The following is a 15,977-nucleotide window of genomic DNA, read 5'->3' as shown; positions in this document are numbered from 1 at the left end:
TCAGGAGCACTGGCCCATTTTCTCCGGAATACGCTCCTGAACCACAAAGATAATGGTGGTCGCTCATCGGACAAAAGACATGAATGCGATGTCCGAACCTCTCGATGCCGACTTTTACCCATTTGTCAGGCCTGACCCCCCGATGTTTTGTAAGCAATGTTAGCATAAAGCAAACATAAATTCAATGAAGGGCTATTGACAGGTCTTTTCGATAAGACCACAATGGTCACTAGCACAAGGAGGTGAACACAATGGAAAGTGCATCGGTGAGCGAATTGAAAAAATCTCCGAGTGGATATTTCAGGAAGGTCAAATCGGGAGAGGAAATCCTGTTGACGGATCGTGGACATCCATTCGCAAAGATCGTCCCGTTGCGACGAGACGAGGCCGACGAAGGTACGAATATGGCGAAACTGGAAGCCGCCGGTTTGGCACGGGTGGGCAAAGGCTTCCAAGCTGACTTTTGGGAACAAAAGGGGCCTGCCGACCCGGAAGGGGCTGTACGTACAGCGCTGATTGAAGAGAGGGATGAGAGGTGAGATTTTGGGATAGTTGTGCGATCATCCCGTTGTTGGTGGAGGAGGGATTTTCGACCACAGCACGCCGGATATTCGCAGAAGACAGGTCCATGATCGTTTGGTGGGGCACATCGGTTGAGTGCACCTCGGCTGTTGCAAAAGCGCGTCGTACTGGGAAAATCAGTCACGACGAAGAGAGAAAAGTCCGCGAACAGCTCGATGCGGCAGCAGAGAACTGGAACGAAATGGCGCCAGCTAATGAGGTTCGCGATACAGCGCGACTCCTACTCCGGAGACACCCCCTATCTGCTGCCGATTCTCTGCAGTTGGCCGCTGGCCTGGTCTGGTGCGAAAATAAACCACAGGGAGCGGTTTTTGTCTGCCTCGATCAGCGGCTGCGCGATGCAGCGGACGCTGAAGGTTTCACCGTGATCCCCTCTGCAACGGAGTTCGCATCCATAACCGGAAAAAAGTAGGCTCTACAACCCAAACAAAGGCTGCGGCTGAGATTTTTAATCAATTTATCAAGAACGTCCCCTTTTGGGGAGCCAAACAAAGGCTGCGGCTGAGATTTTTAATCAATTTATCAAGAACGTCCCCTTTTGGGGAGCCGGGGTACCATATTCAACCAGGGCGACCCACCGGGTCGCCCCTACATCGCGGATGCATTGCCGACGGTCCCCGTAGGGGCGACCCGCTGGGTCGCCCTGCCACCGTCATGCATCCCGTTCCAGGCGTGGCATCATCCGTCCCCGTAACCGGGATTTGTTTCCATTCGCCGGGGTACCGTGTTCAACCAGGGCGACCCATCGGGTCGCCCCTACATCGCGGATGCATTGCCAACGGTCCCCCGGGGGGGCATCATCAAACCCGATCCGGATGATTAACATCCAGTTCCCATTTCGCTGGATTATCAACAATATATTGCCGAACCGCCTGCAAATCCCGATCACCGCGGATCACATGTTCATGATAATTGCGTTGCCAGACTGGATTGTCGATATCGTGCCGCAATGTATTGATGCGTTTGGTGGCGGCGGATTTGAATTGCCCGATAATCGCACCAACAGACCCCGATCGAGGCCCCGCCGTAGGGGCGACCCGTTGGGTCGCCCTGGTTTGTGACCAGGCATCACGGTCATGGGCGACCCAGCGGGTCGCCCCTACGGGGTCGGTGATCCAAAAAATGGCGTGAAAATGGTTCGGCATGACAACAAATTCATCCAATTTGATATTGGGGCGAATCACCGCCGTTCGCAACCATTCATCCCGGACCACCACCCCAACATCATTCAACAAAACTCCACCATCAACCCCATCCCCAAACAAACATTCCCGCCGCCAGGCACACACCGTCACGAAATACGCCCCGGCACCGACATAATCATAATCCCGCAATCGCATCGACCGACGCCGATGCAAATCCGGATGGAACACCATTTCCCCCCTCCACAAAAAAAATCAATCAAATGTATTTTCGTAGGGGCGACCCGCTGGGTCGCCCTGTTACCGTCATCCATCCCGTTTCCCAAAATGGCATCGTTCGTTCCCGCCGGGGTTAGTCCCATTCACCGGGGTGCCGTAATTCACCAGGGCGCACGGCAGTGCGCCCCTACAATCGGTGCAATTATCGGCGGTCCCCGTAGGGCGGCAACCCAACCATTCGTTTGCTTACAGGAAGAATCAAAATTCAATAACTTGGATTAGGCATAATCACATTTTCCAAATCCACCTTGCGACCATCAGAAAAAGTCAACTTGCCTCCAAGGCCGTCTTTAAATAAGTCAAGCAAGATACGATCTTTGTTTTTATTGCCCATTTTAAGACTTATGAGTTTTTCAGAGGCAGACATCTCAACTTCTGGAGTTGCTTCATCATCGGCATGAATATAAACTAAAAAATTATCTTTTCTGGCCTTTTCCTTCGGGCTGACCTCGACCCGCCATGCCCCAGGCTCAATAGTTATACTTCGATTATCGACTTTTATTTTTCCATTATTATCGTAGTTTTCCCCATCGACAAAAAATTCCCGACCAGGCCCTCCAACAACGTTTGTCACAGAATTTTCAGGCAATAAAATTTTCACAGATGCAGTTGCATCATATTGATAAATTTTTGAATCAGGGTTTCTTGAGTAAAGGCCAGTGACAGCCAAAGGGTATCTACTTTTACCAAGTTCTTTTCTTTTTATAAGGCAAAATCCGTCTTTCTCACTTGGCTTATTAATGGTATGTAAAAGCCACCTTTTTTCAAATTCTTTTTTTGTAGAAACTACCGTGTCGTAAATTAAAAGCTCATTCGGAGGAAGATAGATCAATTGGCGAATCCATTTTTCTACCCTTTTGTTCCTGTTGTGAATTGAACCATCCCCTGTCTTTTTATTTGTATAAGCGGCCGTAATATCACCAGCAATGAAGACATAATCGTCTCCATACTGGAAAGCCACGATATCGCCCATCTCGTAATCATCAATATATTTTTGCCAGTGGTTCAAGTGGTCAGGCGACGGCGGCCAGCTAAAACCTGAACCTACCCGCCGCTGCCCTCCATCATTGGCAACGTTCAAGCCGGGGCGTAACTCAGGCGTAGGTTCTTCCGGGTCTTTGACAGTGATCACATTATGAGCAATCGCCTGCATGCTATAGTTAATATCATGTGGTGAATAAGAGCCTGTCCATAATCCGCTATCAATTGCAAGGGCGCCCTTTTTATATAAAGTAAAGGCGCCACTGTCCATATTGCTGTGACTCCAGTAATGGTCACCAGCCTTAAATGTAATATAGGTGGCATCCTCCTCCCAGCTACTACGCATGACCACCATCCCCAGGCCATCGAAATGCCTTACCAGAGGCAGATCCTTCCAGGATTTACCATCAATGACGACGGGTTCCTTTGCGTAGGATTGTGCATAAGAAAGGGCGTACGGGTTGTCGTACTCTCGCCCAAGGCGCTCAATCAACGGTGAAATAATATGCGCGGAAGATCCCACCTGGGCCCAACGGCTGGAAGTCAAATCCGGGCGGGCAAAATAAATGGGGTAATAAATAAAATTTTCCACCCAGGGGAACTTTTTGTATAAATCCTCTCCTGTCGCCGATTCCCAGGCATCAAACGAATCAAGAAGAACCAGGTGAAAATCGCGGCAGAAATAGTTCATCCCCTCATGCCAGCCGCCTCCATCCTTTCCCGAAACCTGATGCCAGGCAGGAATGAACACCTGGAACAAAATATTCTTCGCCCAATTGAAGTAGGGCTCAGCTTCAGGCAGGTCCGGGTAAATAACCAGGGCAAGCTCAAGCCAGGAAGCCTGAAGGCGTTTGTAGGCCATGGCATTGTAAGGGCTGTAGCGAGTCTCTTCGTAATGGCGCTTAAAGGCTTTTGCCCGTTTATGGAGGAGCCGCAGGATTTGAGCCTTCTCTTCCTCTGTCCATCGATCATAAAACCAGTCGAAAAAACGCACCTGTATCCCATAACCCACCTGCTGGGTCATGTTGTACAAAGAATCTTTATAAACCAGTTCCTTTATCCGGGAGAAAAGCCGCTCATCGCCGGTTGCGAGCGCAACCCCGGCTAATCTGTGATATTTGCTCACCCCGCCTCGTGCCCATTTTTCAGAAAAATCCAGAGCCCAATCGGGTATTTCATCAGGGATATTACTTACCGTTGGCGGGGTAATGCGGGGATGCGGATGAAATTTTATTTTTTCAATCTCCGGAAGATATTCTACAGGGGCCTCCGGCAGCAAAACCTGATCAACGGCGAGGCGCAGGCGGTCAGAAACCTCGCCCCGCTTGCTGTAAAGAAACGTAACCTTCTCTGTAATCTCACTAAACGAGCCTGCGACTAAAATAAACCCAAACAAAACGACCGCAGCAAGAAGATAGACCAGAACCTTTTTTCTCATCATAAAAAATCAGCCCCTTACTTTGCAGATAATCCATCGATATTTGCCGGAGCTCTCAGGTTCTATGGCATCAACATACCGGAAGGTAATTTCAAGTGGGGTCTCAAACTCATGGCAAATCCTCTCGCGAAGCCTGTCTTCGCCATTAAAAGGGGTGCTCTCATCCGTGACGATCCGAATTTCCAGTTGATCATAGTGATTCTGTATGACCTGAAACTGCCTCACCCGGGAATCGGACTTGAACATATAGTGGAAAAATGCCCCGTGGATCTTTTTACCGTTTGAACTGACAACCATATCGTATTCGCGGCCGCAAACTTCCTCAAGAAGAGGGAAAGGCAATCCACAAGGACATTTACGCCCGGACAGAACGACCCTGTCGCCTATCCTGTACCGAATAAACGGCATACCGAAACTGTCAAAGCTGGTCACTAAGGCGGAACCATCTTCATCGGTTTCCAGGTACACAAGATCCGACAAAATATGATATCCACCCGATGGGCAGCGATGTGCCATCAACCCCCCGTCATGAGCACCATATTCCTCTGCCACAGGGCACCCAAAAGCGTATTGAATCATTTCACGCTGGTAATCATGCAGCATCTCTGCGGTTGTAATAATAACTTTCGGGGCGACAGTCGGCTGCAGAGCCGGATTATCTTTAATAAGCAAGGCCAATTGGTAAATGGCCGTCGCATAGCCATAAATCAAGGCAGGCCGATAGTCATTAATAATCTTGACATAATCCTGACTCTGCGAGAGCGACATAGAAAAGGCCGAAAGGTATCTCTGGTTGAGGAAAATCCGGTCCTTTGTGCGCCGCAGCCGCTCCCGCGGTGTGAGAGCCAAAGGCTGTCCCCAGATATCCAGACTTTTCTCTCCGATCTGCCACCCCCACCAGTGGCGCGAGCGTAACTTAGCGGCATTCTGAACAGTCTCCCGCTCGCGAGAGCAATAAAAAGTCAGAGGGTGCCCGGTCGATCCCCCCGTGTGGTTAATCACCATGCGCTCTTTCCAGCCGGGAACGAGCATTGTTTCCTGGTTAGCGCGCACATCAGCCTTGGTCATCACCGGGAGCTTTTTCAGATCATCGAAAGAAGTAAAGTCTTCGGATGAGAACCCGGCCTCAGTGAAGAGCGCGCTCCAATAAGGCACCTCTTGTCCGGCATGATGTAAAATTTTTCGGCACCGCCCAACAGCAAGCGTCAATAGATCATCGCTCGTCAGTCGCTGCCATGCCTCCAATTTCTGCAATTCAGAGAGCGTCGTGCGGCCACGCATTCGTTCATGAATCGGGAACAGAATATTGCGCAGAATATAGGCATTCATCGAGTCAATGTCCAAACGAGAGGTAAAGTTGACTTAACTTCGAAGTCATTGCCGGCATACCGTACTCGTTAATAATTTTCTGTCGAGCCGCACGTCCCATATGTTCAGCCAGCAGCTTATCAGCGGACAGTTTATGCATCGCCCTGGCGAGGGCATCTATATCGCCGGGTTCAATCAGAATACCATCCCTGCCTTCACTGACAAGTTCAGGGATACCCCCAACGTTGGTGGAAAGCACCGCAAGCCCATAGGCCATCCCCTCCAACAGCGCCATCGGCAACCCCTCTGCGTAACTCGGCAACACAATAACATCGGCTGATCTCATTGTTTCATCTTTGGCCGAGCCACTAATCACCCCAAGATAATCAATGTGAGAACTGAGACCATTCTGCTGAACAGTTGTCAAAAGCCTTTCGACCTCGCCGCCTTCGGTTTCATTGCCGGCAATCCAGACCCGACAGTCTTCTCCTGTTTCCAGGAGTCGTCGAGTGGCCTCAACAAGGTCCAATACACCTTTTCTCTGTCCCAAGTTCCCCAGAAAGAGAAAAGTTGTCGGTCCCTCACGTTTTGCACGACTCTCTGAAGGTACAGACACACTATTATGAATGACGCACCATCGAGCCTCGGGAGCGTATGGAGCGAGACAGTGCCTCCACTGATCGCTAAGCACCACAACCCCATCAGCCGATGAAAGAGCCCATCTGGCGAGAGCTCTTCGCCAACCCTGATTACCATCGAGAAACTGGTCAAAATTGGCTCCATGGATATGCCAGACAACCCGTCGGCCCATCACCCTCCCGGTTATAAAATGCAGGCAATCTCTCCAGAAGGTAAAACCACTGCAGGTGTGAATATGTAGAATTTCAGTCTCATTGTTCCGCATCATTCGAACCAGGCGCCCCAGGAGCACGATTTGCGCCAGAACTCCACGGAGAAAAGAGCGGCCATCGGTCGTATTCTTGCCTGTATCCAGAACGGCAAGTCGGCAGAACCGGGATTGTTCCAGGTTTCTGACCACCGAGGCCATCCCGCCGACCTGGCCGCCCACAGGTCCTGTCATTAAAACCGAACAACAATGCACAGAATCGCTCATAACAAAAAATCACCTCATTACTTCGCGGTAAGCAGCCTGGGGTTCAGAGGGGTCACAGAGGGGTCAGGCTTGACAAAAGGGGAATCAAAGCTTGCTCTGATGCATCTCTCCCCGCTCCTTCCGGCGTGAATCTCCGCTAACCCGCAACTCCCGCCTTCGGGCCGGCTCTTCGGCCTGGGACAAAGCCTCTTCGATAAACCTGGCGCCTCTTAGAACTCCTATGCGATACACCTCTTTCAGACCATCCTCAACAACACTTTGGTAACGATCGAGGCCGTTGCCGAATTGACTAACGGAGCAGTCGGTCTACAAAAAGACTCCAGCGTCGCTTCGCGCTGACAGGTGGCCCACTTTGCTCCGGAATCAGTGGCCCAGTTTAAGTCAGGAGCACTGGCCCACTTTCTCCGGAATACGCTCCTGAACCACAAAGATAACGGTGGTCGCTCCTCGGACAAAAGACATGAATGCGATGTCCGAACCTCTCGATGCCGACTTTTACCCATTTGACAGGCCTGACCCCCGATGTTTGTGTTAATCAGCATTGTCTTCTTTCGGTTTGGATTTGATAGTTTCGGAAAAAACCATCCTACCCATCCGGGGAAGACAATGCTCTGTTTACGGCATATAAGGACTCGTAGCTACTAATCATACCTCGAATCGAAAATTTAGCAGAGGATTCACGTGCCTGTTGGGACATCGACTCTAACTTCTTCCCGTCCGCCCAAAGAGCGAGAATATGTTTTTTCAACTGATTCAGGTCATTCAAATCAAATAAAAATCCATTTTTATCATGCTCAATCAATGAGACATTCCCGCCAACATCGCTAGCAACGACTGGGACTCCTGCGGCAAAAGCTTCCAGAATCGCCATCGATGTCCCTTCACTGAAAGACGTCATCAAAAAAATATCGATAGAATGTAAAACATTTTCCACATCAGAACGGAAACCGGCAAAAACGACTCTGTCCGCAACCCCCAATTCATCAGAAAGAATGCGCAACTCATTTTCCAAGTTACTCGAATCGGGGCTGGGGCTGGTGACTAAAACAAGTTTAAGGTTGGGAATTTTATCCTTGAGAGCAGCCACAAGACGAATTTGTGCAGGATAGTTTTTGACTGGGCTAATACGCCCTATGCTGCCAAGAACAAAATCGCTTTCATCTATCCCCAGTTCGGTACGAAGTGAAACTGCATTGGCAGATGTAAATCGTTCAAGATCAATACCGTTGTATACCGTCTCCAACTTCTTTTCTCCACCAAGCAGCGGACGATAATGTTCCAGCATCGCATCAGAGACGACCACGATCTTTCGAGCAAACAAGGACAAAATTGCGTATACCTGAGTATAGGGCCTACGCCAGTTTATAAAACCATGGAAGGTAACAAACAACGGCTTGAAAGTGCAAAGCGCAGCAAACGAGCAAAAATAAAAAGGGGAGAAGTTGTGAGCATGTATGGTATCGATACCTTCTTGCTTTATAATTTTCCGAAGTTCACGGACTAACCTAAAGCTGGATTTTGCCTGTTTCTTCCAATCAAGAGACCAAACTTTGAATCCCTTACTACGAAGCAACTCTCCATTACAACCAAGCTCATTGAGAACACAGACCTGGGGAGGCTCTTCCATATTGTGATTAAGGACAAGGTTCCTAACTACGTTTTCAAGCCCAGCCGCACCGAAGTTCTCAACGACATGCAATACCTTCATGTCGCTACCCGGCAGACAAGCCGGCGATATTTTCCCGACTTTTCCGGCTCGATCGTATCCACGAAATTAAAAACAAGTTCGATCACTTCTTCAAACTCCTGGCATATGCGCTTTTCAACCATGCCCTCATTATCGAGTCTGATTTTGTTATCTGTCACCAGGCGAATTTCGACCCGATCAAACCGATCCTGTACAACCTGAAATTGCTTCACCCGGCTATCTGCCTTAAAAATGTAGTGAAAACTATTTTTATCCGTATACATTTCGCGACCAGTAAGTGTAAACAGTCGCGCCAAAACGTGAAACCACTGTAGGTATGGATATGTAGTATTTTGACTTTTTGCGAGAAAATAAATATTTATAAGTTTATAAAGAATACGAAATTGAGAAATATATGCAGCTAAAAAACTTCTATTTTCCGATGTATTCTTCCCCGTATCCAAAACATTCAATTTGCAAAAATCGACTTGTGATAAGTTTTTTATAACAGCAGCCATGCCACCAGAGTTGGACTCTACAGGCCCTGTCATTAGAACAGTGTATTTTTTATCAATCACTAGCAGCCCCCGTAAACATTTCATTCCGTTTGCATATCAGAAACAAAGCACACAAAGCAGTGATGATATAGTAAAAAAACTCAAACCTCACTTGGCTTAAAAAAGTACCACCAACCAAATAGACCACGACTGTAACCAGAAGAGGTTCGGCAAACTTCTCCAAACGGTGCCCTGACAAATCTGTCTTGGCACGATTCCTCAGCAGAAAACCCATTTTCAAGGTTGAAAAAATTGTTAGTAAAAATATCCCCAGTCCAACAAAACCACTCTCTCCAAGGAGCTGAAACCAAACACTATGAGTCGCCCGCGGCCTATCAATCTCGTATTCCTGATAATAAGGGTAATTCCGCATAAAGGCCCCCAAACCAAGGCCTCCTCCCCAAACGGGATTATCTATCGCCATATTCCAGGCCGTTTTCCAGGCAGCAATACGCCCCATAGCTGAAGCATCTTCTTCATACTCAGTGATAGTGTAATACCGATTCATCGTGTCCTCAGGAACGACCGCGTAAAGGGAAAAACCAAGCATAACAACAAGCAAAACAGTCTTGATTGTTCGATAGCGAATCCAAAAGATGGCAGTATATGCTGCCGCCATCGACAACATACCGCCACGGGAAGTGGTCGCTATAACAGCCGGGCCGGAAAGAAAAAAAGCCAGGAGATAGATGCACCTTAACCATTTTTCTTTAAAAGTTAAAGCTACGTAAAAAAGCAGTGGAATTCCCATGGCAATAAACAACGCCGTATCGTTATTATCCAACCCAATCGGGCCTCCGTGGTGGGTCGTCCCACCCATCAACCCGAACAAACCAAGCTTCAAGCCGTACAAACCAGGACAAGCGGCAAGCAAAGCCAGAAAAACTTTAAACCGAGCAGGGGTATCTATAATTGCGGTCACAATTAAAGGCCCCAGAATAACCTTGCTAAATTTGATGAGAGTATCGAGCGAAGCATCAAAATAACTGGACGTCAGGGTGCACACGGCAAACCAGGCCCACAAGGCTAATATCCCAATCATCGGGCCAGCAACACGGAACTTAGGGCCTTCGGTTGCAAAATGCTTTAAAAGCAGAGCAATCATGACAAAAAAGGCCATCCGTGCTTCTATAACCGAAGCAGACCAGACCAATGATTGCGGTTTCATCACCGACAGCCAGACATAGCCAAGCAGACCATAATAGGCATTTGTCAAGGCAAGAGGAACACAGCCCCAACCAAGGACTGTCAGAATGAGATCACGTATTCCCAACGTTTAATCCTTTTCCACAAGAAGATCTGTGTAATCCGCCGCCAGACGGTCCCAATTATGAAAAGTCTCGACACATTGACGTCCTGCCACAGCTATCTTCTCCGCCTGGCTGCTCGACTCAAACAGACTCAACACCACACGTGCCAATGTCTCTGCGGTATCAGCAATTTCACAGTTCTCTCCAGCCAAAGCATTAACCCCCTGGCAGGACAGAGTTGTCATCACGACCGGCTTTTCCATAGCCCACGCCTCTAACAATTTGTTTTTGATCCCTGTTCCAGAAATCATCGGCAGGATAACCACACCAGCCCGAGCAATCGGCTCACGTATGTCGTCGACCCAACCAAGAACCTGAACCCGCTCAGTGGCCAATTCTGTAAGTTTAGTGGGAGTGTTGGCACCGCAGACGACAAAACGAATATCAGGGTCATTTTCCCAGACTCTGGGCGCTATTTCTTTTAACAAATAGAGTGCTGCATCCAGATTCGGCTGATGAGCCATATTTCCGGTAAAAACGACACTCTTCTCTGAAGAGAGATTGGTCATCGGCCTGAAAAAATCGAGATCAACACCATTGACGATGGTCTGTGCTGACACCTTGCGGTTCCGCAGAGCAAAACTTTTTGAATCTGTCTCCGACACAAAAACCACATGATCTAAATGCTGCGCATAACGGCGTTCATATAAAAACCAGCCGAGCAGATAGCGTCCAAGCCTGAGCCCTTCCGACCTGTACCAATTCACCTTGAGCAGCCTACGCCATTCAAGCACGGGATCATCAACAACATCTGCAACAACCTTCATTCCCTTGAACAGCTCGGCATACTGCAACATTTTCGCACCAAACAGAATTGCGGCGTCGTAATCTCCTCTCTCCAGTTCCTCCGATAATAAATTTTGGAATTGTTCATCATGATGAAAAGGAGATAAAACGAAACGTGGGCGGCCATCAACAGGAGGGTCGTGCATTCCACAAAAACGCACACCCATATCTGTATACCTCTGCACTAATTCATCGTTTGCGCCAAAAGAAAAAAGAGAGACCTCAGCTGACTGTACAAAACGTTTTGCCAGGGCATGAACCCTTAGATAGGTTCCATGACTAAGCGGCCAGGGGAAACGATGACTGACCAATAAAATTTTCATGAATGGACCTCGAGAACTTTTTCAAATACATTAAGAACTGTTTTTGCCGTACGCTCCCAGGTATATTCCTTAACTTTCTTAGCCCCTTGTTCACGCAGCCTGGCTCGAGTTTTCTCGCAGGTCATAATCTCTGTCATGCCACAAGCTATAGAATCGACCGATAGAGGATCACAGTAGAGAACTGCGTCACCAGCAACTTCCGGGAGCGAAGTGACATTGGAGGCCAAAGCAGGAGTATTGCATGCCATAGCATCAATCAGGGGCAGGCCGAATCCTTCGTAGAGAGAAGCAAATACCAACCCCTCTGCCCCGCACAATAATGCGGGGATCTCACTGTCCGGTGCAAAGCCACAAAAAACCACATCGTCCTCAACACCAAAAGCTATAGCCTTCTGCCGATAGACTGCCGAACGGTCGTCACGAATACCACTAATTACCAATTGCCCGTCAACATCATTTTGTTTCATTCGAGCAAAAGCCTCGATAACGCGAAAGGTGTTTTTGCGAGGGTCTGTCGCACCAAAAGTAAACAGATAAGGCTTGTTGATGCCATACTTCTTCCTGACCTGCTCAATCTCTCCTGTGGTTGCAATACACAGCTGGCTATCGGGAGCCCAGGTCAACACATGAATATTTTCACCATTTACCCGGAAATAGTCAGACATGTCGGATTTGCTGAAATGTGAAACCGTCAAAACCGCATCTGAGCGCAATAAACTGTTTCGGATGACCCGCTCGGACTTTTTGAATGCATTACCCCCACCCCCGGCATCAAAGCGGAGTGGGATAATATCGTGAATCGTCGCGATGATCGGGATAAGTTTTAATCTCGGCATGCTCTGGGCAGGACAGTGAAGAAGGTCGACCTTGTCAGAACGGGCAGCAAGTGGCAGACGCAAATTCTCCCACAGGTTCCACCGTGCACCCTTCATTCGTATTCTTTTTTTACTGATGTTAGCAATACCGGAGAAAGGATCAGCAAATCCCTCCTGCTCGTAATACATAACAAATTGCCAATCAGGCCTTAACTCAGCGATGCGAGGATACAGATCGACCAGGTTTTTACCTGTGCCACGTCTTTCAGGGCAAAAAACCGTTCGGGCATCCACTCCTATTGTGATTCTTGTTCTCTGTCTCACAATTGCTCCCGGATTGCAGTCAGAACTTCTTCGACCGATATTCGCTCCATGCATGTGGGCCGCACATCGCAGTCCGGTCGATAACAACAGAGGCAATCCATGCCTTCTGGGGCAATCTTGATCCCGGAGCCATACAGGTCAATTTCCGCGAGCGAAGTGGGCCCGAAAAGAACCACCATTCTCTTCTCCAGGGCAAGGCCGATGTGCATGGCGAGGGTATCGCCGGTCACCATCAGGTCGCAGAGGCTCACCAATGCGCCGAACTGGCGAAGATCGTTGTCGCAACCTGTGTCAATCACATTTTTTCCGGCCCTGGCCAACTCAGCATTGCGTTCCACCTCTTCAGGTCCGCCATAAAGCAGAATTGAAGACTCCGGATAAAGCTCTTCCAGCCGTTCAATCAGGCTCTGGTAGCCTTCCATGGTCCACTTCTTATGCACCCAACGACCACCGGCTCCGGTGTTCAAACCGAAAACCGGGGCGTTTCTATTGACCTGTTTTCGAAACGCGAATTCATCGGCAAAAGCCCGCTCCTTATCATCCAGTACGAATACGGGCCGTGTCATCCTGCCTTCAAGCCCGCAGATCTCCATCATGATGTCCTGATAGGTGCGCTGATTGGCTTTTTTGACATCATCCCACAGGCCCATCTCGAACCAGTCCTCGGCTTCGGGGTTCAGCGGTTCGGCGTAGCCTTTGGGGTTCCATGTGTAACCGATTTTCTTCTCTGCAGCGGCAATTGTCATCAGCCGACAGCTGTCTTCCGCGGCATCGAGGTTGATAGCCAGATCGTAGGTACTGGTCAGCAAGTTGAGCTGTGCCTCGGGGCCATATTCAATGACCTTGTAGACATGGGGGTTGTTTTTGAATAACGGCAGAGCATTTTTCTTTGTAACCCAGGTGATGGCCGCGCCGGGGTACTTCTGGAGCAGAGGCTGGAGCAAACCGGTTGTACGCTCAACGTCGCCGACGGCATCGAGCTTGATGATGAGGATATGGGAGGTTATGGGAGTGTATTCGGGGCAGGTTGGACAGGTATAGGAAAATTTTTTGTGCGGCTTGCAGGGGCGGTCGCCGTTAAAAAAAATACAATCAGGATTCATAGATTACCTCAGCATTGCGCATGGAAACTGCCTGTAAAAGCTGTGACTGATATTTTTCCCAAGAAAAAGCATCTAAGGCCAATACGCGCGCACGCCGCCCCATTTCAGTCAACTCTTCCTCTGGCCTGTCAAGCATGTACTTCATGGCACCCTCAAGCCCATCGCGCTGGCGCAACGAGTAGGATACACCATGCACTTTTTCCTCAATAATTCCATCCAAAGGACTTATTACATCGGGAAATTCCCCTCGCGGGCCAATAAGCGGCAAGCCACACACCATTGCCTCTAAATAAACATTTGGAAAATTATCATACCAGGCAGCGTGCACATAGACATCCGCAGCCGTATAAATATCTGCCAGATCATTCCGATTTCCCATAAAACGGACCCGCTCAGCTACCCCCAACTCTGCAGAGTAGTGTTCCCAATCTGCAGCCATAACACCCGTACCAACAATCCATAGGTATGCGCTCTCGTCACTCAATCGACTAAATGCTTCTATAATCGCAGACTGATTTTTATTGCGGTCCAGTGAACCGACTGTCACAAAAACACGCGATGAAAAAGGGGTGTTCCAATATCTGCGAACTTCGTTTCGCGACTTTTTCAGAAGTTGCTGCATATCGTCCACCCCAGTTGGAGCAACCACCAACTTCTCACGTGGAACATCTACGAAATCCAGAACATCTTCAACAACTGAAGGCCCCTGAAGAATCGTTAGATCACTGGACATAAGCGCTTTTTTTTCAGACCTGCCAATCAGCCAGTGATTAAATCGGTCGGTAAAACTCCGCGCCCCCCCCCCTGAAACAAATGGCAGACAACGCCATAGCAAACAGGGGAACAAATAAACAATTCGGACCTCGGGCCAGGCTTTTTTCGCGGCATTGACATAAAATGGAGAAACGGAAAAAAAGACGTCGGGGCATTTTATTGTTTTTTTTAGATAAGCTGCTAATTTTCGCTCCCTCACTAAAAGAGGCCAGCGCCACGACCAACCCGAATTAACGTAATGGTACTCGACAGGTATATTCTCCACAGAATCGCGAATTACTTCTCTATTCGAATGCGACAATATTAAAACTTCAAAACCAGCACGTTTGAGAGAAATAGCAACATTACGCGCAAGAGTTGCTCCACCACCACCAAACCGTAGATCACAATAACAGCAAATTAAAGCATTCAAGATACAACCAAGTTTTTTTAAAGGTATATTGGGTTAAAATGCATGTGAAAGTTTGAATCTTAAAAAAATAGATAACAATTTTGCCTTTTCATAATAACTGCACCTACTGGAACTTTTCATAAGTCCAAAAATAATTTTAACAACATCTTCTTTTATATCTTTTATTTTATCATTATGGTTTTCAACGAACCACTTATACAGCAAAATAATCTTTCTAGCTAAGCTGTTCACAATATGTGGGTTTTCTTCGACCAGATTACTTCCTCTCTTATGGTAATAAATATGCCATAACCACATACAATCTTCAAAACTGTAACTATTTAAATCATTTTTTTTGAGAAAGTCATATAAACAAGCGGCATGTAAATTTTTATTTTTACTGTCCTTCCCATATATAGTACTAAGGTTGTTACCATGATGCCTATATTTAATAAGTGGTTCAGATGTAATAGCAAGTTTTGAAATACTGCTAATGCGCAACCAGAGGTCATGATCTTCAATGTACTGAAATTCTTTCCTATAACCCCCAATTTCAGAAAAAACATCCTTTCTTATTATTGACCCGGGATGGCACAAAACCGTTGTGAACAAAGATGACCAAGCCAACATTTCAGATGAGCAATGAGAAAATAATTCCCCTTTATCAGTCACAACAAGTTCGCCGAATTCATCTATTACCTCAAAGACTGAAGAAGAGGCCCCCACTCCTGGATGAGAATCCATAAACTTAAGTTGATGTTCAATACGGTAGGGCATAGAAATATCATCACTATCCATACGTATAACATATTCACTATCTGACATCTCAAAACCAAAATTTAAAGCCGACACAATCCCTTTATTCTCCTGCTCAATCAATTTAATCCTTTGATCTGATTTGGAATATTCTTTAAGTATTGTACCAGACGAGTCAGTTGAACCATCATTGATAATGATAAATTCAAAATCTTGGAATGTTTGGTTTAAAATGCTTTCAACAGAAGGTCTTAGGTATTTCTCAGAATTATATACAGGCATAACCACACTAACTTTATATTTCATT

At 47.6% G+C, this 15,977-nt stretch carries 14 protein-coding genes; 2 read left to right on the top strand and 12 right to left on the bottom strand.

Annotated elements, in window-relative coordinates:
* The first annotated feature begins 251 nt into the window (after positions 1-251).
* Positions 252-539: a type II toxin-antitoxin system Phd/YefM family antitoxin gene (locus GSUB_RS08115; protein WP_040200161.1), complete on the top strand. Its 288-nt coding sequence runs from the start codon at positions 252-254 to the stop codon at positions 537-539.
* Between the two features lie 89 nt (positions 540-628).
* On the top strand, positions 629-994 hold the full coding sequence (locus GSUB_RS08110) for a type II toxin-antitoxin system VapC family toxin (protein WP_144401989.1): 366 nt from the start codon (positions 629-631) through the stop codon (positions 992-994).
* A 388-nt stretch (positions 995-1,382) separates the two neighbouring features.
* Here the strand turns inward: GSUB_RS08110 and GSUB_RS08105 are convergent, their stop codons facing one another.
* The 12 genes from GSUB_RS08105 to GSUB_RS08045 form a co-directional block, all read right to left on the bottom strand.
* On the bottom strand, positions 1,383-1,958 hold the full coding sequence (locus GSUB_RS08105) for a transposase (RefSeq protein WP_040200158.1): 576 nt from the start codon (positions 1,956-1,958) through the stop codon (positions 1,383-1,385).
* A gap of 250 nt (positions 1,959-2,208) precedes the next feature.
* Positions 2,209-4,425, bottom strand: coding sequence for a heparinase II/III domain-containing protein (locus GSUB_RS08100; RefSeq protein WP_040200157.1), 2,217 nt, complete (start codon positions 4,423-4,425; stop codon positions 2,209-2,211).
* 6 nt (positions 4,426-4,431) lie between these two features.
* A complete protein-coding gene (locus tag GSUB_RS08095; protein ID WP_040200156.1) occupies positions 4,432-5,751 on the bottom strand; it encodes a phenylacetate--CoA ligase family protein in 1,320 nt (439 codons plus the stop codon).
* A gap of 4 nt (positions 5,752-5,755) precedes the next feature.
* The gene (locus GSUB_RS18585) at positions 5,756-6,844 is read right to left on the bottom strand and encodes a glycosyltransferase family 4 protein (RefSeq protein WP_084211878.1); all 1,089 of its coding nucleotides are present in this window, start codon (positions 6,842-6,844) and stop codon (positions 5,756-5,758) included.
* A gap of 586 nt (positions 6,845-7,430) precedes the next feature.
* Positions 7,431-8,552 (bottom strand): glycosyltransferase, encoded by a 1,122-nt coding sequence (locus tag GSUB_RS08080; RefSeq protein ID WP_040200153.1) that lies wholly within the window; start codon positions 8,550-8,552, stop codon positions 7,431-7,433.
* A complete protein-coding gene (locus GSUB_RS19055) occupies positions 8,549-9,109 on the bottom strand; it encodes a hypothetical protein (protein ID WP_144401988.1) in 561 nt (186 codons plus the stop codon). Before GSUB_RS19055 ends, GSUB_RS08080 begins: the two co-directional genes overlap by 4 nt.
* The gene (locus tag GSUB_RS08070) at positions 9,102-10,361 is read right to left on the bottom strand and encodes a putative O-glycosylation ligase, exosortase A system-associated (RefSeq protein ID WP_040200151.1); all 1,260 of its coding nucleotides are present in this window, start codon (positions 10,359-10,361) and stop codon (positions 9,102-9,104) included. Before GSUB_RS08070 ends, GSUB_RS19055 begins: the two co-directional genes overlap by 8 nt.
* 3 nt (positions 10,362-10,364) lie before the next feature.
* On the bottom strand, positions 10,365-11,507 hold the full coding sequence (locus GSUB_RS08065) for a glycosyltransferase (protein WP_084211876.1): 1,143 nt from the start codon (positions 11,505-11,507) through the stop codon (positions 10,365-10,367).
* Positions 11,504-12,646 (bottom strand): glycosyltransferase family 4 protein, encoded by a 1,143-nt coding sequence (locus tag GSUB_RS19050; protein ID WP_040200147.1) that lies wholly within the window; start codon positions 12,644-12,646, stop codon positions 11,504-11,506. The genes GSUB_RS08065 and GSUB_RS19050 overlap by 4 nt, the downstream gene beginning before the upstream one ends.
* Complete coding sequence (locus GSUB_RS08055) at positions 12,643-13,749, bottom strand: glycosyltransferase family 9 protein (protein ID WP_040200145.1); 1,107 nt, start codon at positions 13,747-13,749, stop codon at positions 12,643-12,645. Before GSUB_RS08055 ends, GSUB_RS19050 begins: the two co-directional genes overlap by 4 nt.
* The gene (locus tag GSUB_RS18575) at positions 13,739-14,935 is read right to left on the bottom strand and encodes a glycosyltransferase family 4 protein (RefSeq protein WP_084211874.1); all 1,197 of its coding nucleotides are present in this window, start codon (positions 14,933-14,935) and stop codon (positions 13,739-13,741) included. The genes GSUB_RS08055 and GSUB_RS18575 overlap by 11 nt, the downstream gene beginning before the upstream one ends.
* Positions 14,936-14,968: 33 nt before the next feature.
* Positions 14,969-15,976, bottom strand: a complete 1,008-nt coding sequence (locus GSUB_RS08045) for a glycosyltransferase family 2 protein (RefSeq protein ID WP_052464758.1) — start codon at positions 15,974-15,976, stop codon at positions 14,969-14,971.
* Position 15,977 lies beyond the last annotated feature (1 nt).

Source organism: Geoalkalibacter subterraneus, from assembly GCF_000827125.1.
Taxonomy (GTDB): Bacteria; Desulfobacterota; Desulfuromonadia; order Desulfuromonadales; family Geoalkalibacteraceae; genus Geoalkalibacter_A; species Geoalkalibacter_A subterraneus.
Note: the sequence above shows the minus strand (reverse complement) of the source record. Positions and strands in the feature narration are given on the sequence as shown.

Bases quoted from the DNA above. Each gene is read 5' to 3' on its own strand.
- GSUB_RS08115 (WP_040200161.1), top strand. From the start codon at position 252: ATGGAAAGTGCATCGGTGAGCGAATTGAAAAAATCTCCGAGTGGATAT.
- GSUB_RS08110 (WP_144401989.1), top strand. From the start codon at position 629: ATGATCGTTTGGTGGGGCACATCGGTTGAGTGCACCTCGGCTGTTGCA.
- GSUB_RS08105 (WP_040200158.1), bottom strand. From the start codon at position 1,958: ATGGTGTTCCATCCGGATTTGCATCGGCGTCGGTCGATGCGATTGCGG.
- GSUB_RS08100 (WP_040200157.1), bottom strand. From the start codon at position 4,425: ATGATGAGAAAAAAGGTTCTGGTCTATCTTCTTGCTGCGGTCGTTTTG.
- GSUB_RS08095 (WP_040200156.1), bottom strand. From the start codon at position 5,751: ATGAATGCCTATATTCTGCGCAATATTCTGTTCCCGATTCATGAACGA.
- GSUB_RS18585 (WP_084211878.1), bottom strand. From the start codon at position 6,844: ATGAGCGATTCTGTGCATTGTTGTTCGGTTTTAATGACAGGACCTGTG.
- GSUB_RS08080 (WP_040200153.1), bottom strand. From the start codon at position 8,552: ATGAAGGTATTGCATGTCGTTGAGAACTTCGGTGCGGCTGGGCTTGAA.
- GSUB_RS08065 (WP_084211876.1), bottom strand. From the start codon at position 11,507: ATGAAAATTTTATTGGTCAGTCATCGTTTCCCCTGGCCGCTTAGTCAT.
- GSUB_RS08055 (WP_040200145.1), bottom strand. From the start codon at position 13,749: ATGAATCCTGATTGTATTTTTTTTAACGGCGACCGCCCCTGCAAGCCG.
- GSUB_RS08045 (WP_052464758.1), bottom strand. From the start codon at position 15,976: ATGAAATATAAAGTTAGTGTGGTTATGCCTGTATATAATTCTGAGAAA.